General features: G+C 72.7%; 20 protein-coding genes. 12 read left to right on the top strand and 8 right to left on the bottom strand.

From position 1 onward, the window contains the following. Positions 1–88 precede the first annotated feature (88 nt). From ACZ7GX_RS27385 to ACZ7GX_RS27375, 3 genes are read left to right on the top strand one after another with little or no spacing between them, the layout of a single operon-like run. A complete protein-coding gene (locus ACZ7GX_RS27385; protein ID WP_498780691.1) occupies positions 89–1006 on the top strand; it encodes a DUF8017 domain-containing protein in 918 nt (305 codons plus the stop codon). Beyond that, on the top strand, positions 1003–1704 hold the full coding sequence (locus ACZ7GX_RS27380; RefSeq protein ID WP_498780689.1) for a DUF8017 domain-containing protein: 702 nt from the start codon (positions 1003–1005) through the stop codon (positions 1702–1704). Before ACZ7GX_RS27385 ends, ACZ7GX_RS27380 begins: the two co-directional genes overlap by 4 nt. After that, positions 1701–2414, top strand: coding sequence for an HAD family hydrolase (locus ACZ7GX_RS27375; protein WP_498780687.1), 714 nt, complete (start codon positions 1701–1703; stop codon positions 2412–2414). The genes ACZ7GX_RS27380 and ACZ7GX_RS27375 overlap by 4 nt, the downstream gene beginning before the upstream one ends. Before the next feature lie 87 nt (positions 2415–2501). On the opposite strand, the gene ACZ7GX_RS27370 is transcribed toward ACZ7GX_RS27375, so the two are convergent. Next, a complete protein-coding gene (locus ACZ7GX_RS27370; protein WP_498780685.1) occupies positions 2502–4247 on the bottom strand; it encodes a proline--tRNA ligase in 1746 nt (581 codons plus the stop codon). 140 nt (positions 4248–4387) lie between these two features. On the opposite strand from ACZ7GX_RS27370, the gene ACZ7GX_RS27365 reads away from it, so the two are divergent. Then, positions 4388–4741 carry a VOC family protein gene (locus ACZ7GX_RS27365; protein ID WP_498780683.1) on the top strand — a complete coding sequence of 118 codons (354 nt, stop codon included), beginning with the start codon at positions 4388–4390 and terminating at the stop codon, positions 4739–4741. A gap of 320 nt (positions 4742–5061) precedes the next feature. After that, the gene (gene yaaA / locus ACZ7GX_RS27360) at positions 5062–5799 is read left to right on the top strand and encodes a peroxide stress protein YaaA (protein WP_498780681.1); all 738 of its coding nucleotides are present in this window, start codon (positions 5062–5064) and stop codon (positions 5797–5799) included. Between the two features lie 3 nt (positions 5800–5802). Here yaaA and ACZ7GX_RS27355 read toward each other — a convergent pair whose 3' ends face one another. Next, the gene (locus tag ACZ7GX_RS27355) at positions 5803–6048 is read right to left on the bottom strand and encodes a hypothetical protein (RefSeq protein ID WP_498780679.1); all 246 of its coding nucleotides are present in this window, start codon (positions 6046–6048) and stop codon (positions 5803–5805) included. An 86-nt stretch (positions 6049–6134) separates the two neighbouring features. Between ACZ7GX_RS27355 and ACZ7GX_RS27350 the strand changes: the two genes are divergently transcribed. From ACZ7GX_RS27350 to ACZ7GX_RS27340, 3 genes are all read left to right on the top strand, one after another. Then, positions 6135–7082, top strand: coding sequence for a helix-turn-helix domain-containing protein (locus ACZ7GX_RS27350; protein WP_498780677.1), 948 nt, complete (start codon positions 6135–6137; stop codon positions 7080–7082). 66 nt (positions 7083–7148) lie between these two features. Continuing rightward, entirely contained in the window at positions 7149–7685 is a 537-nt protein-coding gene (locus tag ACZ7GX_RS27345) for a hypothetical protein (protein ID WP_498780675.1), read from the top strand. Positions 7686–7909: 224 nt separating this feature from the next. Continuing rightward, on the top strand, positions 7910–8890 hold the full coding sequence (locus tag ACZ7GX_RS27340; RefSeq protein ID WP_498780673.1) for a serine protein kinase RIO: 981 nt from the start codon (positions 7910–7912) through the stop codon (positions 8888–8890). On the opposite strand, the gene ACZ7GX_RS27335 is transcribed toward ACZ7GX_RS27340, so the two are convergent. Continuing rightward, the gene (locus ACZ7GX_RS27335) at positions 8853–9410 is read right to left on the bottom strand and encodes a TetR-like C-terminal domain-containing protein (protein WP_498780671.1); all 558 of its coding nucleotides are present in this window, start codon (positions 9408–9410) and stop codon (positions 8853–8855) included. The genes ACZ7GX_RS27340 and ACZ7GX_RS27335 overlap by 38 nt on opposite strands. A 26-nt stretch (positions 9411–9436) precedes the next feature. Between ACZ7GX_RS27335 and ACZ7GX_RS27330 the strand changes: the two genes are divergently transcribed. Further along, entirely contained in the window at positions 9437–9958 is a 522-nt protein-coding gene (locus ACZ7GX_RS27330; protein WP_498780670.1) for an HXXEE domain-containing protein, read from the top strand. A 318-nt stretch (positions 9959–10276) separates the two neighbouring features. Beyond that, positions 10277–11629: a DEAD/DEAH box helicase gene (locus ACZ7GX_RS27325; RefSeq protein ID WP_498780669.1), complete on the top strand. Its 1353-nt coding sequence runs from the start codon at positions 10277–10279 to the stop codon at positions 11627–11629. 61 nt (positions 11630–11690) lie between these two features. Here the strand turns inward: ACZ7GX_RS27325 and ACZ7GX_RS27320 are convergent, their stop codons facing one another. Beyond that, positions 11691–12698, bottom strand: a complete 1008-nt coding sequence (locus ACZ7GX_RS27320; protein ID WP_498780667.1) for an epoxyqueuosine reductase — start codon at positions 12696–12698, stop codon at positions 11691–11693. Positions 12699–12779: 81 nt separating this feature from the next. Here ACZ7GX_RS27320 and ACZ7GX_RS27315 point away from each other — a divergent pair, with 81 nt between their 5' ends. Then, positions 12780–13250, top strand: coding sequence for a winged helix-turn-helix transcriptional regulator (locus ACZ7GX_RS27315; protein WP_498780666.1), 471 nt, complete (start codon positions 12780–12782; stop codon positions 13248–13250). On the opposite strand, the gene ACZ7GX_RS27310 is transcribed toward ACZ7GX_RS27315, so the two are convergent. Further along, entirely contained in the window at positions 13240–14094 is an 855-nt protein-coding gene (locus ACZ7GX_RS27310; RefSeq protein ID WP_498780664.1) for an ArsR/SmtB family transcription factor, read from the bottom strand. The genes ACZ7GX_RS27315 and ACZ7GX_RS27310 overlap by 11 nt on opposite strands. Before the next feature lie 114 nt (positions 14095–14208). Here ACZ7GX_RS27310 and ACZ7GX_RS27305 point away from each other — a divergent pair, with 114 nt between their 5' ends. Then, on the top strand, positions 14209–15150 hold the full coding sequence (locus tag ACZ7GX_RS27305; RefSeq protein WP_498780663.1) for a hypothetical protein: 942 nt from the start codon (positions 14209–14211) through the stop codon (positions 15148–15150). Here the strand turns inward: ACZ7GX_RS27305 and cobA are convergent. The 3 genes from cobA to ACZ7GX_RS27290 form a co-directional block, all read right to left on the bottom strand. Further along, positions 15095–16312 carry a uroporphyrinogen-III C-methyltransferase gene (gene cobA, locus ACZ7GX_RS27300; protein ID WP_498780661.1) on the bottom strand — a complete coding sequence of 406 codons (1218 nt, stop codon included), beginning with the start codon at positions 16310–16312 and terminating at the stop codon, positions 15095–15097. The genes ACZ7GX_RS27305 and cobA overlap by 56 nt on opposite strands. Before the next feature lie 51 nt (positions 16313–16363). Then, positions 16364–16651, bottom strand: a complete 288-nt coding sequence (locus ACZ7GX_RS27295; protein ID WP_498780659.1) for a hypothetical protein — start codon at positions 16649–16651, stop codon at positions 16364–16366. A 71-nt stretch (positions 16652–16722) separates the two neighbouring features. Beyond that, positions 16723–17514 carry a S1 family peptidase gene (locus ACZ7GX_RS27290; RefSeq protein WP_498780658.1) on the bottom strand — a complete coding sequence of 264 codons (792 nt, stop codon included), beginning with the start codon at positions 17512–17514 and terminating at the stop codon, positions 16723–16725. Positions 17515–17602 lie beyond the last annotated feature (88 nt).

Genomic DNA, 17602 nt, shown 5'->3' with positions numbered 1-17602 from the left:
GCTACGACCGACCGCCCACGGAAGTCAACGCGCGCTGAATTGATCGGAGCGGTCCGGGGCGCGAGCGGCACCGGGTACGGTTTGGGCCGTGACTTACCCAGGTGACGGGCAGTCCGGCTGGGGCGGCCAGCCCAACCAGGGCGATTGGGGCCGGCAGGACCAGGGCTACCCGCAGCAGGTCTTCCCGCAGAACTACGGCGGTTCGTACGGCGGTCTCGGCGTCTTCTCGGGCGGCGAGGAGCCCCCGCCCGAGAAGAAGAGCAAGGCCAAGCTGTGGCTGGTGATCGGCGCGGTCGTCGTCGTGCTGGTCGGCGGCGGCGTGACCGCGTACGTGCTGACCAGGCCGGACGCCACGCCGCCGGTCGCGCAGAACACCACGACGAGCAGCACGTCGACGACCACGACCACCACGGCGAAGACGACGCCGTCGACCCCGCCGAACGCCACCTGCGAGCCCGTCAAGCAGGGCTGGAACTGCCTGCCGGTGACCGCCCTGTCGTACAGCTACGACGTGCCCAAGGGCTGGTCGCCCGCGCAGGGCAGCGCGCCGGTCGAGGCGATGCCGGACGTGAAGCTGACCGGCCTCACCGTCAACGGCGCGTACGACTGCGGCGGCAAGGACTTCACCCGCGGCGGCGCGGGCGGTGTCGTGGTGCCGCAGACCGACCTCACCGCGGTGGCCAAGGACTTCGCCGAGAAGCTCGCCACGCAGTACTACAAGTCCGCGCCGAAGTCCGAGGTCAAGCTCGGCGAGCCGAAGCCGGTGAAGCTGACGAGCTCGCTGGGCGACATCGAGGGCGTGCAGGTCGACGCCACCGCCACCACGTCCGGCGACGAGTGCCTGGCCACCAAGGGCATGGTCAAGGTCCTGGTCCTCAAGGGGGACAAGGGCTTCCACGTGTTCATGGCGAACGGCGACCTCGAAGGCGGCCCGGCGGAGCCGAAGCCGCTGGCCGAGGCCGAGTTGCAGGGCATGGTCGACTCCGTGAAGCCGCTGAGCCGGTGAGCTACTCCGGACTGGGCGTCTACCAGCAGCAACCGCCCAAGCGGCCCAGCCGCGCGCCGCTGTGGATCGCGCTGGGCGTGGTCGCGCTGCTCGTCGTCGGCGGCGGCGTCACCGCGATCGTGCTGCTGAACTCCGGCGACGGCCAGGCGGCGCGGCCCACCTCGACGTCGACCACGTCGGCCGCGCCCGAGCCGGACTGGCAGGCGGTGGAGGACGAGAAGGCCGGCCTGTCCTACGAGCTGCCGCCGTCCTGGGAGTCCAGCGGCGCCGGCTCGTCCGGGCGGGTCAAGCTGAGCACGACGTACGTGTCGCGGCCGTTCCAGTGCCAGGGCCGGAGCATGATCCAGGCGCAGGCGATGGCCGGTTCGGTCGTGCACGACGACCCGGAGCAGGTCGCCGCCGAGCTGGTGAACCGGATCGCCGCCGGCGGGTACACGGTGAACAACGCGCCGCCCGAGATCGGCGAGCCGCGCGTCGAGTCCGGTGACGACGGGGTGGTCCGGCTCAGCGTCGAGGTGACGCCCCAGTCCGCCAGCGCCTGCTACGCGCCCAAGGCCACGGTCAGCGCGGTGGCCATGAGCAACGGGTCCGAGGTGGCGGTGTTCGTGCTCAACGTCGCCGAGGGCGGGCCGCACGTGGCCGAAGGTCCCTCGGACGACGACGTGAAGCGCATCCTGGAAAGCGTGCGGCAGCCGTGAACACGTTGGTGCTGTGGGACATCGACCTGACGTTGATCGACGCCAGGGGCCTCGGGCACGACTGGTACCGCACCGCGTTGCGCGCGACGTCGGGCCTGGACCTCGTGCACGTGCCCAGCTTCCCCGGCCGCACCGAGCGCGCCATCACGCGCGAGCTGCTGACGGCGCACGACCTGGAGCCGACCGAGGAGCTGGTGGCCCGGCTGCACGCCGAGCTGATCGACGTGGCCACGCGGGAACGCGACCTGCTGCCGACCCGGGGGCACGCGCTCCCGGGCGCCTTGGCCGCGCTGAAGGCGTTGGGGGCGCAGGAGGACGTCGTGCAGTCGCTGGTCACCGGGAACCTCGTGGAGATCGCCCGGTACAAGCTGGCCGCGTTCGGGCTCGACGAGCACCTGGACTTCGAGATCGGCGGCTACGGCTCGGTGTCCGAGCACCGGCCCGCGCTGGTGCTGGAGGCGGTGCGGCTGGCCACGGCCAAGCACACCCGCGAGTTCCGGCCCGTGGTCATCGGCGACACGCCGCACGACGTGGACGCCGCGCTGCACCACGGCGCCGTCGCCATCGGCGTGGCGACGGGTCGCAGCGACGTGGCGGAACTGCGGGAGGCCGGCGCGCACGTCGTGCTGGAGGACCTGTCCGACACGGCGGCCGTGCTGGCCGCGGTGTTGAACGGCCGCTGCTCCGCAGACGGCGGCTCAGTCGCCTGAAAGTCGGTCGTCCACGCCCTGATCCCCCGACGATCGACGATCGTGATCGCGGGAGATCAGGACGCGAACAACGCGACCTCGCGGGAACTAGCCCTTGACGGCGTTCAGCAGGTGCTGGACCGCGTCGTCGACCGGCACCTCCACGCGCTCGCCCGTGCGGCGGTCCTTGACCTCGACCAGGCCGTTCGCCAGGCCGCGGCCGACCACCAGGATCGTCGGCACGCCGATCAGCTCGGCGTCGGCGAACTTCACGCCCGGGCTCGCCTTGCGGTCGTCCAGCAGCACCGCCAAGCCCGCCGCGGACAGCTCGCCCGCCAGCTTCTCGCCGCCCGCGAGCAGCGTCTCGTCCTTGCCGGCGACGACCACGTGCACGTCGGCGGGCGCGACGTTGCGCGGCCAGATGAGGCCGCGGTCGTCGTGGCTCTGCTCGGCGATCACGGCGACCAGGCGGGACACGCCGATGCCGTAGGAGCCCATGGTGATCCGGATGGGCTTGCTGTCCGGGCCGAGCGCGTCCAGCGAGAACGCGTCCGCGTACTTGCGGCCCAGCTGGAAGATGTGCCCGATCTCGATGCCGCGCGCGGCGACCAGCAGGCCCTTGCCGTCCGGCGACGCGTCGCCCTCCCGGACCTCGGCCACGTCGATCGTGCCGTCGGGGGTGAAGTCGCGGCCGACGACCAGGTCGACCACGTGGTGGTCGGCCTTGTCCGCGCCGGTCACCCACGCCGTGCCGCGCACCACGCGCGGGTCGGCCAGGTACTTCACGCCGTTGTCCTGGATCGCGGCCGGGCCGATGTAGCCCTTGACCAGGAAGGAGTTGCGGGCGAAGTCCGCGTCCTCCAGCATCGCCACCTCGGCGGGCTCGATCGCCGCCTCCAGGCGCTTGAGGTCGACCTCGCGGTCGCCGGGCAGGCCGATGGCCAGCAGCGACCAGTCCGACTCGCCGGGCGCGCGCGTCTTCACCAGGACGTTCTTCAGGGTGTCCGCGGCGGTGAAGGTGCGGTCGGTGTTGGCGTTGAGGAAGTCGACCAGCGTCTTGATGGTGGGTGTGTTCGGCGTGTGGTGCACCTGCGCCGCGGGGTGCGCCGCCGGGTCCTGCTCGGGGGGCGCGGGCGTGACGACGGCTTCCACGTTCGCCGCGTAGTCCGACTCCGTGCTGCGGACGAAGGTGTCCTCGCCGGTCGGCGCGACCGCCAGGAACTCCTCCGACGCCGAGCCGCCCATCGCACCCGACGTGGCCGAGACGATCACGTACTCCAGGCCGAGCCGGTCGAAGATGCGGATGTAGGCCTCGCGGTGCCGCTGGTAGGACTCCGCCAGCCCTTCGTCGGCGAGGTCGAAGGAGTAGGAGTCCTTCATCAGGAACTCGCGGCCGCGCAGGATGCCCGCGCGGGGACGCGCCTCGTCCCGGTACTTGGTCTGGATCTGGTAGAGCGTGACCGGGTAGTCCTTGTACGAGGAGTACTCGCCCTTCACGGTGAGCGCGAACAGCTCCTCGTGGGTGGGGCCGAGCAGGTAGTCGGCGCCCTTGCGGTCCTTGAGGCGGAAGAGGTTGGGCCCGTACTCGGTCCACCGGTTCGTCGCCTCGTAGGGCTCCTTCGGCAGCAGCGCGGGGAACTGGATCTCCTGCGCGCCGAAGGCGTCCATCTCCTCGCGCACGACCTGCTCGATGTTCCGCAGCACCCGCAGCCCCAGCGGCAGCCACGAGTAACCGCCCGGCGCGACGCGGCGCACGTAGCCGGCGCGGACCAGCAGCTTGTGGCTGGGTACTTCGGCGTCGGCCGGGTCCTCGCGCAGGGTGCGCAGGAACAGCGACGACATCCTCGTGATCACGGTGGGTGCTCCTCGTGGGCGGGTTGTCCGGGAAAGGGTAGTGAACGTGCTCTGATCAGTTCCAACGGGTTAGGCCGGTGGGCGCGGGCGGCGGGCGTCCGGGGCGGGATTGTCGGTGGTCGTCGCTAGCGTGCCGGGCCATGACGCTCACCATCGGCATGATCACCATCGACACGACGGACCCGCAGCGGCTGGCGGACTTCTGGACCAAGGCGCTCGGCACCTCGATCCAGCACGACTGGGGCGAGTTCCTGGTCCTGGCGGCGGTGGGCGGCGAGGGCGGGCCGCAGCTGGGGCTGCAACGCGTCGACGACCCGACGCCGGGCAAGAACCGGGTGCACCTCGACGCCCACGTCGAGGATCGCGCGGGTGAGGTGGCCCGGCTGGTCGGGTTGGGCGCGACGGAGATCAGCGAGCACACCGTCCCGGGCCTGACCTGGACCGTCCTGGCCGATCCGGACGGCAACCAGTTCTGCGTCGGCCAGTCCGGCTGACCGGGGCGAGTAACCGGGGGCAGGTGACGGGGGGCAACCGGGGGCGGAGGGCAGGCGGCGGCAAGCAGCCCAGGAGGTGGGGGCACGCGGGCAGCGGCTGGAGGGCGGCGGCAGGCGGAGAGGCGACAGGCGACCAGCGGAGGGTGGCCGGCGAGGGCAGGTGCGGCGGGCGACCGGCCGGGGGTAGGCGCGCGGGGGGCAGGCGGGGGCGAGTGCGGCGGGGAGCCGGCGGCGGGGATCTGGAGGCCGGTGGCGGAGCTGGTGTGGCGGGAGGGTGCGGCGGAGGGAGTGGCTGGTGGGGGCGCATAGGCTGGTCCCTCGTGTTGGTACTGCTCCCCCCGTCGGAGACCAAGGCCCCTGGTGGCTCCGGTGCGCCGCTCGACCTCGACCTGCTCTCGCACCCGGAACTCACGCCGGTTCGCGGGAAGCTCGTCGACGCGCTGGTCGAGCTCGCCGCCGACGTCCCCGCCAGCCTCGCCGTGCTCGGGCTCTCCGAACGCCAGGCCGGCGAGGTGGAGCGCAACGCCCAGCTGCGCCGCTCACCCACCCTGCCCGCGCTGGCCCGGTACACCGGGGTGCTGTACGACGCGCTCGGCCTGGACGCGTTGACGAAGACCGAGAAGTCACGGGCGTTCGCGCGCCTGTCGGTGGCCTCGGCGCTGTTCGGCGTGGTCGGCGGTGGCGATCCCATCCCCGCCTACCGGTTGTCGGGTGGCAGCGTGCCGCCGTCCGTCGGTCCGCTCGGCGGGTTGTGGCGCCCCGCGCTCGAACCGGTGCTGGCCGCGGTCGACGAGTTCGTCGTCGACCTGCGGTCGAGTCCGTACACCTCGCTGGCCCGCATCCCGGCCGCCGCGGTGATCCGGGTGGTCACCGAGGACGACAACGGGCGCCGCAACGCGGTCAGCCACTTCAACAAGGCGCACAAGGGCCGGCTCGCGCAGGCGATCGTCAAGTCGCGCTCCGAACCGGCCGACCTCAAGGGCTTGGTCAAGCTCGCGGGCCGGGCCGGGCTGCGGGTGGAGCCGACCGGCCCCCGGACCGCCGACCTGGTCGTCTAGCGGTCAGGCCGAGCGGACCGGGCGGGTCGAACGCACCGGCGCGACCGTGCGCCGGCGCACGGCGGGGCGGTTCGCGGTCGAGTGCGCGGCGATGGTGCGCAGGTCGGCCGCCACGCGCGGCACGTCGCGGTCGTCGGTGTCCGTGCTGCCCGCCAGGCGGGAGCCGAGGCCGAGTTGACGCCGGTGGTTGCGCTCCAGGCCGTAGACGACCAGTGCGACGACGGCGAGGGCGAAGAGGATCGAAGTCATGGCACTAACTGTGCGATGCGCAAGAAACTGCCACAACTGGCAGTCTTGCCGTTGTGCGTCAAAATCCTGCCAAGTACTGTGACGGCATGCTGCGCACCGTTGCGGCCGTCCTCATCGACGGCGCCACCCCGTTCGAGTTCGGCGTGCTCTGCGAGGTCTTCGGCGTCGACCGCACCGACGACGGCGTCCCGCTGATCGACTTCCGGGTCTGCGGCGAACGCCCGGGCGAACCGATCCGCACGGAGGTCGGCGCGTCCCTGATCGCCGACCACGGCCTCGACGCGCTGGCGGATGCCGACCTGGTCGCCGTGGCCGCCGCGCAGGTCCGCGACGAGTACCCGCCCCGCCTCCTGGAAGCCCTCCGCGACGCCCACCGGCGCGGCGCCACGCTGCTGTCGGTGTGCAGCGGCGCGTTCGTCCTCGGCGCGGCGGGCCTGCTCGACGGCCGCCGCTGCACCACCCACTGGCGCCACGCCGCCACGCTGGCCGAGCGCTTCCCCCTCGCCGAGGTCGACCCGGACGTGCTGTTCGTGGACGACGGCGACATCGTCTCCAGCGCGGGCACGGCCGCGGGCATCGACGCGAGCCTGCACGTGGTCCGCCGCGAGTTCGGCGCGGCCGCCACGGCGGTCATCGCGCGCCGCATGGTCGTCGCCCCGCAACGCGACGGCGGGCAGCGCCAGTTCGTCGAACTGCCGACGCCCCACCAGGCCGACAGCCTCCAGCCGCTCCTCGCCTGGCTCCAGGACCAGCTCGACCAGGAGCACACCGTCACGAGCCTGGCGGAGCGGGCCAACATGTCCGAACGCACGTTCGCCCGCCGCTTCGCCGCCGAGACCGGCACGACACCGCACCGCTGGCTCACCACCCAGCGGGTGCTGCGCGCCCGCCAGCTCCTGGAGGAGACGCGCCTGACCGTGGAGGACGTGGCCCACCGCTCGGGCTTCGGCACGGCGGCGCTGCTGCGCCACCACTTCACGTCCGTGGTGGGAGTGGCGCCGAAGGATTACCGCCGGTCCTTTTCGCACCGCTGACCGCCATCCGCGTGACCGAAGTCCGCGATTTGTCATCACTCGCGAGGGTGGTGACAGAATGACCGGGTGACCCCCGACACACCCGGCGACTCAGCGAGCACCACGTTCTCGGACCCGGTCACCGCGGCCCAGCTGCGGGGCGTCACCGAGGACCTGCGGACCGATGCGCTCGCCGCGCCGGAAGCCCTGAAGCGGGTGTGGTCCGGGGTGTGCCTGGCCCGGCTGCTCGGCCTGCGGCTCGCCCTGGCCGACCCCACGTGGCAGCAGCGGCAGATCAACGCGGAGTCGGTGGAGCACCAGCTCGCCCGCGACCTCGGCACCTCGGCGACGTTCACCGACGTCGCCCTCTCGCTGCCCGACACCGCGACGCCCCTCCCGCTCGCGCCGGACGAGGTCGACGACGCGGTGGCCGCGTTGGTGGAGTTCAGCGGCACGGCCCGGCAGCGGATGCTGGCCGTCGCGCCGAAGGCGCCCCAGTGGCACGACGAACGCGTGCTGCGGCACGACTCGCTGGTGATCGCCCAGCTGGCCGCGGCCTGGATGGGCGAGCGCGGCAGCTACCGCGCGGAGTCGCGCCAGAGCGGCGGATCGTCCTCGCGGTAATTCGGTTGCGGCCGGGCCGGACGGCCCGGCAACCTGTGCACGTACGCGCAGAGCGCCGGTGGTGGCAGACCACGGCGGAGTCGAGGAGGTGCCAGATGGCGACAGCTGTCCGGGACGTGGCACCGACCCGTCCGCTCGCCCCGCTCGCCTGACGCGAACCCGCGCGAAAGACCACACCGCGCCGGGTGGGGGCGATCACTCCCACTTCACCTGGAGCACATCCAGTGCGCGAGCACGATCAGTACACCGAGTTCGAATCCGAGTTCGACCACGCCGACGACCTCAAGTGGCGTGCCAAGAAAGCGAAGAAGGCCGCCCAGGCACGGGGTGACGGCGACGTCGCGCCGGGCAGGCGCGGCCGCCTCACCGAGGAGAGCAAGGACCGCCTCGCCCAGATGCGGGAGGACGCCGTCGCGGCGGACGTCCCGGACGACGGCGACCGCTGGTCCACCTGGGGCGACGCCGACCAGGGCCCGAAACCGCACCCCGAGTGGCTGGTCACGGACCTGGCCGCGGTCGACCGCGAGCTGGGGATCGTGAAGACCGGCAAGGAGGCGGACGTCTTCCTGCTCGAACGCGCGATGCCCGGCACCGACCGGTCCTGCCTGCTGGCCGCGAAGCGGTACCGCAGCAACGACCACCGGCTGTTCCACCGCGACGCGGGCTACCTCGAAGGCAGGCGCATGCGCCGGTCGCGCGAGATGCGCGCGATGGCGAACCGCAGCGCGTTCGGCCGCAACCTCATCGCCGAGCGGTGGGCGGTGGCCGAGTTCGCCGCGCTGGCCAGGCTGTGGCAGCTGGGCGCGCCGGTGCCCTACCCGGTGCAGCGCGACGGCACCGAGCTGCTGCTGGAGTTCGTCGGCACGGACGGCGCGGCGGCGCCGAGGTTGGCGCAGCTGCGGCCGGAGCCGGACGAGCTGCTCGACCTGTGGCGGCAGCTCGTGGACGCGCTGGGCGTGATGGCGTCCGCCGGGCTCGGGCACGGCGACCTGTCGGCGTTCAACCTGATGGTGCACGACGGGCGGCTGATCGTGATCGACCTGCCGCAGGTGGTGGACCTGGTCGCGAACCCGCGCGGGCCCGAGTTCCTGGAGCGGGACGTGCGCAACGTGGCGGGTTGGTTCACCTCGCACGGCCTGTCACCGGAGCTGGCCGAGCCGCGCGGCGTCACCGAGATGCTGCTGGACCTGGCCGGATTGCGGTGAACAGGGGCCAGACCAGGTCGAAGACCGCGTCCGGCGAACGGCGGCCGTCCGTCGCCAGCCAGTGGTAGACGAGCGGGCCGAACAGCAGGTCGCGCACGAGCTCCGGGTCGACACCGGCCCGGAGCTCGCCGCGCGCCACCCCTCGCCGCACGACCTCGTCGACCAGCGCGTGCCGGTCGGCCAGGAAGCCGTCGACCAGGCCGGGCACGCGCCGGGCTTCCGCGTGCACCGCGAGCACCACCCACGACAGGCCGTCGACCAGCGCGGTCGCCAGCCGGAGCAGGTCTTCGCGCGCGCTGCCGGTGTCCGGGTCGGTCATCGGCACGACGTCGGTCAGCAGGACGTGCGCGACGAGGTGCAGCTTGGTCGGCCACCGCCGGTACAGGGCCGGTCGGCTCACCCCCGCGCGGGCGGCGACGGCGTCGAGCGCCAACGCGTCGAAGCCGACCTCCTGGAGCAGGTCGAGGGTGGCGCGGGCGAGCGCGCGGTCGATCTCGGCGTTGCGGGGGCGTCCGGCCATGCGTTACATCATGTAACGTAATTGCCATGACGAGCAAGAACGCTCCGGTCGACCAGGGGGTCGGCAAGAGGGTCACCTGGGGTCTGCTCGCCGCGTGGGTCGTGCACGACCTCGAAGAGCTGGCGACCATGGCCCGCTGGACGCGCGAGCGGAAGCACGTGCCGACGACCACGACGGCGGAAGCGGCGATCGCCATCGGCGCGGTCGGGGTCGTGATCGCCGCGGCGGCGGCCGACGGCGCGCGCACCTGCGGGAGGTCGAAGTTCTTCCAGTCGGCGCTCACCGGGTTCGGGCTGCACGCCGTCACGCACGTGGCGAGCAGCGCGGTGTTCCGCGGCTACACGCCCGGAGTGCTCACCGCGCCGACCGTCGTTGCTCCGTTCAGCTGGTGGGCGCTGCGTCGGCTCAAGCGCGCGGGTATCGAGGTGAACCCGTCGCCACGTGGCCTTTTGTGGTTCCCGGTGATCGTCGGCGGGGCGCACCTGATCGCCCGGCTCGCCACCCGTGTGCGCGAGAACACCGCCGGGGTGACGAACTCCGCCGCGTGATCAGCTAGACTGAGTGGTGCACCGCCCGGTGGCGCCACTGAGCGCCCCAGGCCGCCAGAGTGGCCGGTGGTGCTTCCCAACCACTATCGGCGCGATCCGCGCGCCGGGCCCGTCCCCGCGATCGCGCCTGCTCAAGCAGAGCAATCCTCGAGACGTGCCGTGTCCCGGAGGTTTGTTTTGCCGACAATGTCCCAAGGCCGTTCCGAGCGCCCGCAGTTCCGCAAGCCCCGCAGTAACAGGCGCCCAGGCCAGGGCAACCGTCGTCCCGCTCCCACCGCGGAGCCGGCGACCACCATTCCCGACCACGTCGAGAGCACCATGCCCGAGGGCCCGCTGCCCTCGTTCGCGGAGTTGGGCCTGTCCGACGAGCTGCTGCGCGCGCTCGAGCAGGCGGGCATCACCGAACCGTTCCCGATCCAGGCCGCCACGCTGCCGGACGCCATGGCGGGTCGCGACCTCCTCGGTCGCGGCCAGACCGGCTCCGGCAAGACGCTGGCGTTCGGCCTCGCCCTGCTGTCCCGCCTGAGCGGTGGCCGGGCCAAGCCGCTCAAGCCGCGCGCGCTCGTGCTCGTGCCCACCCGTGAGCTGGCGATGCAGGTCGAGGAAGCCCTCAGCCCGTTCGCCCGTTCGCTGGGCCTGTGGTGCCGCACGGTCGTCGGCGGCACGTCGTTCCCGCGTCAGGTCGACGCGCTGCGCCGCGGCGTCGACCTGCTGATCGCCACCCCCGGCCGGCTGTCCGACCACGTGCGGCAGGGCACGGCGGACCTGTCCGAGGTCATGTTCACCGCGTTGGACGAGGCCGACCAGATGGCCGACATGGGCTTCATGCCGCAGGTCCGGGCGATCCTCGACCTGACGCCGCAGGACGGCCAGCGGCTGCTGTTCTCCGCGACGCTCGACGGCGACGTGGACAAGCTGGTCCGCCAGTACCTGCACGACCCCGTGGTCCACTCGGTCTCGCCGCCCACGGGCAGCGTCACCACGATGGACCACCACCTGCTGTTCGTGTCCGCCGAGGACAAGCAGAACGTGGTCACCGAAGTCGCCGCGCGCGAGGGCCGCACGATCATGTTCGTGCGCACCAAGCACCACGTCGACCGGTTGGCCAAGAAGCTGCGGTCCATGGGCGTGCACGCCGGCGCGTTGCACGGCGGCAAGGCGCAGAGCGCGCGCACGCGCGTCCTCACCCAGTTCCGCGACGGCAGCATGCCGGTGCTGATCGCCACCGACGTGGCGGCGCGCGGCATCCACGTGGACGACGTGAGCCTCGTGGTCCACGTCGACCCGCCGGCCGACCCGAAGGACTACCTGCACCGCGCCGGTCGCACGGCGCGCGCGGGCCAGTCCGGCACGGTCGTCACCCTGGTCACGCACGACCAGCGGCGCACCGTGCAGGGCCTGACCGCGCGGGCGGGCGTCCGCCCGACCTCGACCAAGGTCCGCCCCGGTGACGAGGAGCTGGTCCGCATCACGGGCGCTCGCGTGCCCAGCGGCATCCCCGTGGTCGAGCCCGAGGTCCCGGTCCGCGCCCGTCGCGGTGGCGGTGGCGGCGGTGGGCCTCGGCGCAGTGGCGGCGGCAGCGGTGGCGGCTTCGGCGGCTTCCGCGGCGGCCGTTCCGAGCGCGATCGCGGCGGCAGCTCGGGTCGCCCGCGCCGGGTGGCCCAGCACTAGTCCGGCGCTCTTCGGCAACGGCACCTCGTCCACCGGGCGGGGTGCCGTTGCCGTGCGCGGGCTACAGGCCGTTCGAGACCCGGCGGACGGTCTTGTGGGGGAAGCGCTTGCGGACGTGGGTCTCGGCCGCTGAGCCCGGCACCACGTAGACCGGCTCTTCCTTGTCCTGCAAGGGTTTCACCACCGAGGTGAGGAAGGCCTTGCGGTCGTCCAGGAACGGGCCGATGACGTCCTCCCCCGCCGGGCACGCCGCCATGCAGTACGCCGCCTTGTAGTTCGGGCGGAACGCCAGGCTCTGCCACATCGACGCCGATTCCGCCGGCGTCACGCGGCTGCGGTAGTCGTCGCGGTCCGCGCTGTCGGCGACGTTCTCCACCCAGTCGGTGAAGCCGCTCATGAACTCCCGGTAGTTGTGGGTGTAGCAGTCGCGGAAGTTGAAGGCGCCGTCCTTCGAGATCGCGCCGACCGGGCACGCCGCCACGCACAGCTTGCACTCCAGGCACGGGTTGAAGTCCGTCGGCCGGGAGTGCTCGTCCACGTCGAAGGCCGCCACGACCGTGCCGAGCAGGATGAAGTTGCCGAACCTCGGGTGGATCACGTTGCGGTGGATGCCGATCCGGCCCAGGCCCGCCGCCTGCGCCACCAGCTTGTGCGAGACGACCCACCCGCGTCCCGGGAAGTCGTCCATCTCCTGGGGGAACGCGGCGGCCGGGTGGACGGCCCGGTACCCGGCCCGCTGGAGGGCCTTGGTCAGCCGGTGCCCCACCGCGTCGGCGTCGTCCAGGGTCTGGTGGAACTCGGTGTTGGCGATGCTGCGCAGCGGGCTGCGCACGTTGTCCCGGTTCATCCGCACGCAGAACGCGATGTAGGTGCGGGCGCCCGGCAACGCCGTCCGCGCGTGCTCCCGGTCCACCTCGACGTCCGGCGAGTCCACGGCCACGAAACCGACGTCGTCGGCCCCCGCCTCCGCCGCCAACTCCCGCAACCACGCCGTGCTCACGGGCGAGGGCGGTGGTGGCGGCGGGTTGTCCCGGACGTGGCGCACGGTCGGGTGGTCTTCGAGTCGCATGGCGTCCCCTCAAGCTGAGTCCTTCTGCGCAACGTAGCCTGGCTGAGTTTCGATCGGCAACCCTGCGGTAGGGTCGGGGTCATGGGAGTCGTCATCGACAACGACCGGTGTTCGATCGCGCGGGCGCTGGCGCTGCTCGGTGAGCGGTGGTCGTTGCAGATCGTGCGGGACGTCTCCAACGGCGTCCGCCGGTTCGAGGAGCTGCGCGATCACCTCGGCGTCGCCAGGAACGTGCTGAGCAACCGACTGTCCTCGCTGGTGGCGGCCGGGTTGCTGGAACGCGTGCCGTACCGGGAGTCCGGCTCGCGGCAGCGGTTCGAGTACGCGTTGACGCCGTCGGGGCGGGAGCTGTGGCCGGTGTTGACGGCGTTGATGGCGTGGGGTGACCGGCACCTGGTCGACGGGCCGCCGCCGGTCGAGCCCGAGCACGTCGGGTGCGGCGGGAAGGTGTCGCTCGTGCCGGTCTGCGAGCACGGGCACGTGGTGGAGCCCTCGCGGGAGCTCGGGCTCCGGCTCGGTTCGGCCCCGCCCTGGTCCGGGCTCAGCTCATGAGCGCGTCGGCCCGGGCGGTGCGCATGTGCAGCACGTGCCGGCCTTCGCGGCGCGTGGTGACCAGGCGGGCGGCCCGCAGCACGCCGATGTGCTGCGACACCGCGCCCGCCGTGACGCCGACCGCCGCCGCCAGGTCCGTCGTGCTCTTCGGCGCCTCCAGCAACGTGAGCAGGTGGGCGCGGGTCCGGCCGATGAGGGCCGCCAGGTCGTCCGGTGTGCCCCGGTCCTCCCACAGCGTGCCGATGCCCCGCGCGGGGTAGCGCAGCACGCCCTGGCCCACCGGGTCGATCGCGATCCACGCCTTCGGCCAGCAGAACACGCTCGGGCACAGGACGAGACCGCGCTCGGCCAGGTCGACGCGGTGCTCGGGCTTGCGGTGCAGGACCAGTTCGCCGTCGGCCCACGTGACCTCCGGGTGCAGGTCGTGGAACACCGCCTCCACGCCCTGGTCGGCCAGGGTCGCCGCACGTGCCGCGATGTCCGCTTCGAGGACGGCGGTGATGCGCTTCCAGTGCGGCGCGATGAGGCGGTCGTGGCAGCGCCGGATCACGTCGGCCTCGGGCGGCGCGACGTGGCGCAGCTCGGCGTCCAGGTCCGGCATCCGCACGTCCGGCACGGGCATCAGGTCGGCCGGTTTCGCCGGGCCCTCCAGCCGGGCCAGCAACGCGTCCAGGCCGGCGATCCCCTCGACCCTCTCCCGCGCCCACCGCACCCACGGCAGGTGCACGGCGTGCGCGCCCGGCGTCCGGAGGCCGTCGACCGCCATCACGGTCTCGAACACCGGGGAGTAGGCGAACCGCACCTTGGCCAGCCCCACCCCGGCGAGCCGCACCCACACCGCCACGACGTCCCCGTTCCGCTCGCGGCCATTGTCCCACCGGGGGCATGGACAGCCCTACCTCGCACTGCCCGGTCAGCACCAGTGATCTTGACGGGTCGACGCCCGAGGCTGGTCGGCATGACGAAGACGTGGCACCGGCCCACCCTGTGGTTGGCCGTGGTGATGGCGGTGGGTGCGCTGGGGTGCGCGGTGGCGGTGGTGGTCGACGGGCGGTTGTTGCAGGACGTGCCGCTGTGGTCGAAGCCCTTCAAGTTCACGGTGTCGCTGGCGGTCTACTCGGCGACGCTCTCGTGGATGCTCTCCCTGCCCCACCGGGGGCGGAGGTGGACGTCCGGGACCGCGACGGTGATCGCGGGGATCATGTTCCTCGAAGTCGGGTTGATCAGCGTCCAGGCGGGTCGGGGCATGTTCACCCACTACAACGTCTCCGACGACCCGCTCAACCGGTTCGTGCAGGCGACCTTCGCGACGTTGATCCCGGCGATGTTCCTGGCGAACGTGGTGCTGGCGCTGGTGCTGTCGTTCCAGCGCTTCGCGCGGCCGGACGTGCGGTGGGCCGTGCGCGGTGGGCTCTACCTGGCCATCCTCGGCATGGCGTCGGGCTACCTGATGGTGGGCAAGCGCGAGCCCGTCACGGCGGTGGACGCCGGTGGCCGGGAGGTCGAGCTGGTGGGCGGGCACAGCGTCGGCGTGCTCGACGGCGGGGCGGGCATGCCGATCACGGGCTGGAGCACGACGGGCGGCGACCTGCGCGTGCCGCACTTCGTCGGCATGCACGGGTTGCAGGTGATGATCCTGCTGGCGCTCGGCCTGGCCGCGCTGGGCCTGGCCGAACGGGTCCGCACCCGGCTGGTCGTGGTGGCCGCCCTCGGGTACGCCGGGTTGTTCGCGGTGCTGGTCTGGCAGGCGCTGCGCGGTGAGCCGGCGGTCCACCCCGGCGCCACGACGTGGGCAGCCCTGGGCGGGCTGGCGGTGGTCGTGGCCGCCGGGGCGGGGTTGGCGCTCAGGAGCGGAACGGCAGTTCGTCCGCCAGCGCGGCAACCGGTCCCGCAACGATGATCGCGGGCGGGCGGATGCCGTGCTCGGCGATGTCCGAGGCCAGGGACGCCAGCGTGGACCGGACGACCTTCTGCGTGCGGGTGCCGCCCTCCTGGATCACCGACACCGGGGTGTCGCCCGGACGGCCCGCCATGAGGGCGTCCGCGAACGCCGCCGCCCGCTCGACCCCCATCAGGATCACGACCGTGCCGCTCAGCCGCGCCAACGCCGACCAGTCGACCAGCGACCGCTCGTCGTCCGGCGCCACGTGCCCGGACACGACCACCACCTCGTGCGACACACCCCGGTGGGTCACCGGCACGTCCGCCAGCGCGGGCACGCCGAACGCGCTGGTCACGCCGGGCACGACGGTGACCGGCACGCCCGCCTCGGCGCACGCGATCAGCTCCTCGAAGCCCCGGCCGAACACGTACGGGTCACCGCCCTTGAGGCGGACCACGAACCGGCCGGCCTTGGCGTGCTCGACCAGCGTGGTGTTGATGAAGTCCTGCGTCGCCGCGCGGCCGTACGGGATCTTCGCCGCGTCCACCACCTCGACGTGCGGCGGCAGCTCGTCCAGCAGCTCGCGCGGCGCGAGCCGATCGGCCACCACGACGTCCGCCCTGGCCAGGAGCCTGCGACCGCGCACGGTGATCAGCTCGGGGTCGCCGGGGCCGCCGCCGACCAGCGCCACGCCCGCCGGCTGGTCGTGGTGGTCGGCGATGGAGCCGTCGCGCAACGCCGAGAGCAGGCCGTCGCGCACCCCGGCGGACCGGCGGTGCTGCCCGCCCGCGAGGACGCCCACCAGCAGGCCGTCGTGCTCGCCGACCGCCGGCGTCACGGCGGTGCCCTTCACGGCGACGTCGGCGCGCACGCAGAACACGCGGCGCTCCTCGGCGTCCGCCGTGATCCGCGCGTTCACCTCGGGCGAGGACGTGCAGGCCAGCACGTACCAGGCGCCGTCGAGGTCGCCGTCGGCGTACTCGCGGGCGTGCCAGACGGCCTCGCCGCCGTCGACGAGGCCCTGGACCGCCGGGGTCACCTCGGGCGAGATCACCTCCACCCTGGCGCCCGCCGCGACCAGCCTGGGCAGCCTGCGCTGCGCGACCGTGCCACCGCCGACGACGACGACCCGCCGACCGGTCAGGTCCAGGCCCACGAGGTAGTGCTGTTCACCGTGCATGGGTAGAAGCATCCACACCGGACATGTCCTGTCCAACCCGGGTGCTTCACATCATGGGAACGTCGGCTCGCGCTGCTCGATCCCGGCGTGCACGGCGTTCGACCGGCAGTGCACCTTGGTCCTGGCGACGCCGTTGAGGACGGTGAGCCACGAACTGGTGACGGTCGTGCCGTCCGCGCAGGAGGCGACCAGGCGGAACGACCCGCGGCCCTCGCACCGCCCCGAGGCGGCCTTGCCGTCGATCGACGTGGCGCACGAGTGCAGACCTTCCGCCGCGGAGGCCACACCCGGCACGGCGGACACCACGACCAGCATCACGAGCAGTAGTAGTCGGCGCATGGCACCGGATCGAACACGCCGGACGGGCCCACGACCGGCAAGCACCCGGTCGTGGGCCCGTCGCGGGGTGATTACAGCTGCGCGGTGATCACCGAGTAGTACGAGGCGATCCGCGCGTACACGCCGGGGTAGCCGGCGAGCGCGCAGCCGCGGCCGAACGAGGTGGCGCCGATCAGCTTGCCACCCGCGACCAGCGGGCCGCCCGAGTCACCCTGGCAGGTGTCGGTGCCGCCGTTCGGGTAGCCGGCGCACACCATCGAGGTCGGGCTGTAGTTGGAGTAGGCCGTGCGGCAGGTCGCGTCGGACGTCACCGGCACGGTCGCGCCGAGCAGGTACCGCGAGGCCGAGCCGCCGGAGGACGTGGTGCCCCAGCCGTAGATCCGGGCGCTCGTGCCCGCCGCGTACAGCGCGGTGTCGGACGGGGTGGCCAGCGGCAGGTAGGTCGAGTTGATGTTGGTGCCCAGGGTCAGCACCGCCACGTCGTAGCCCGAGCTCGCGGTCCGGTAGCTGGGGTGCACCCAGATCCGGCTCACCGTGGCCACGGTGCCCGCCGTGCTCTGCTTGTCGTCGCGGCCGTGCACCACGCGGGTGCTCGACGCGCTCCGGCCGCTGACGCAGTGCGCGGCCGTGACGACCTTGTTGGCCTTGACCAGCGTGCCGCCGCAGAACTGGCCGCCGGTGCTGGTGGCCAGGTAGACGACCCACGGGTAGGTGCTGGTGGACACGCGGGTGCCGCCGACGATGAACGGCGACACGCCGGTGTCGGAGGAGGTCTCGGCCGAGGCGGGCGCGGTGGTCATCAGACCGATCGCGGCCACCGTCGCGGCCAGGACGGTGAGCAGGCGACGCAGGGTTTTCGCCATGTCGATCCTTCCGGTGCAGGGACGCCCTGTGCGGGCGCACCTCCAGCTAGGACCAAGACGACGGAGCCGACAACCGCCTTTAGACGGC

This window comes from Actinosynnema sp. NPDC037264, from assembly GCF_055603705.1.
This window is presented reverse-complemented; position numbering and strand designations above follow the sequence as displayed.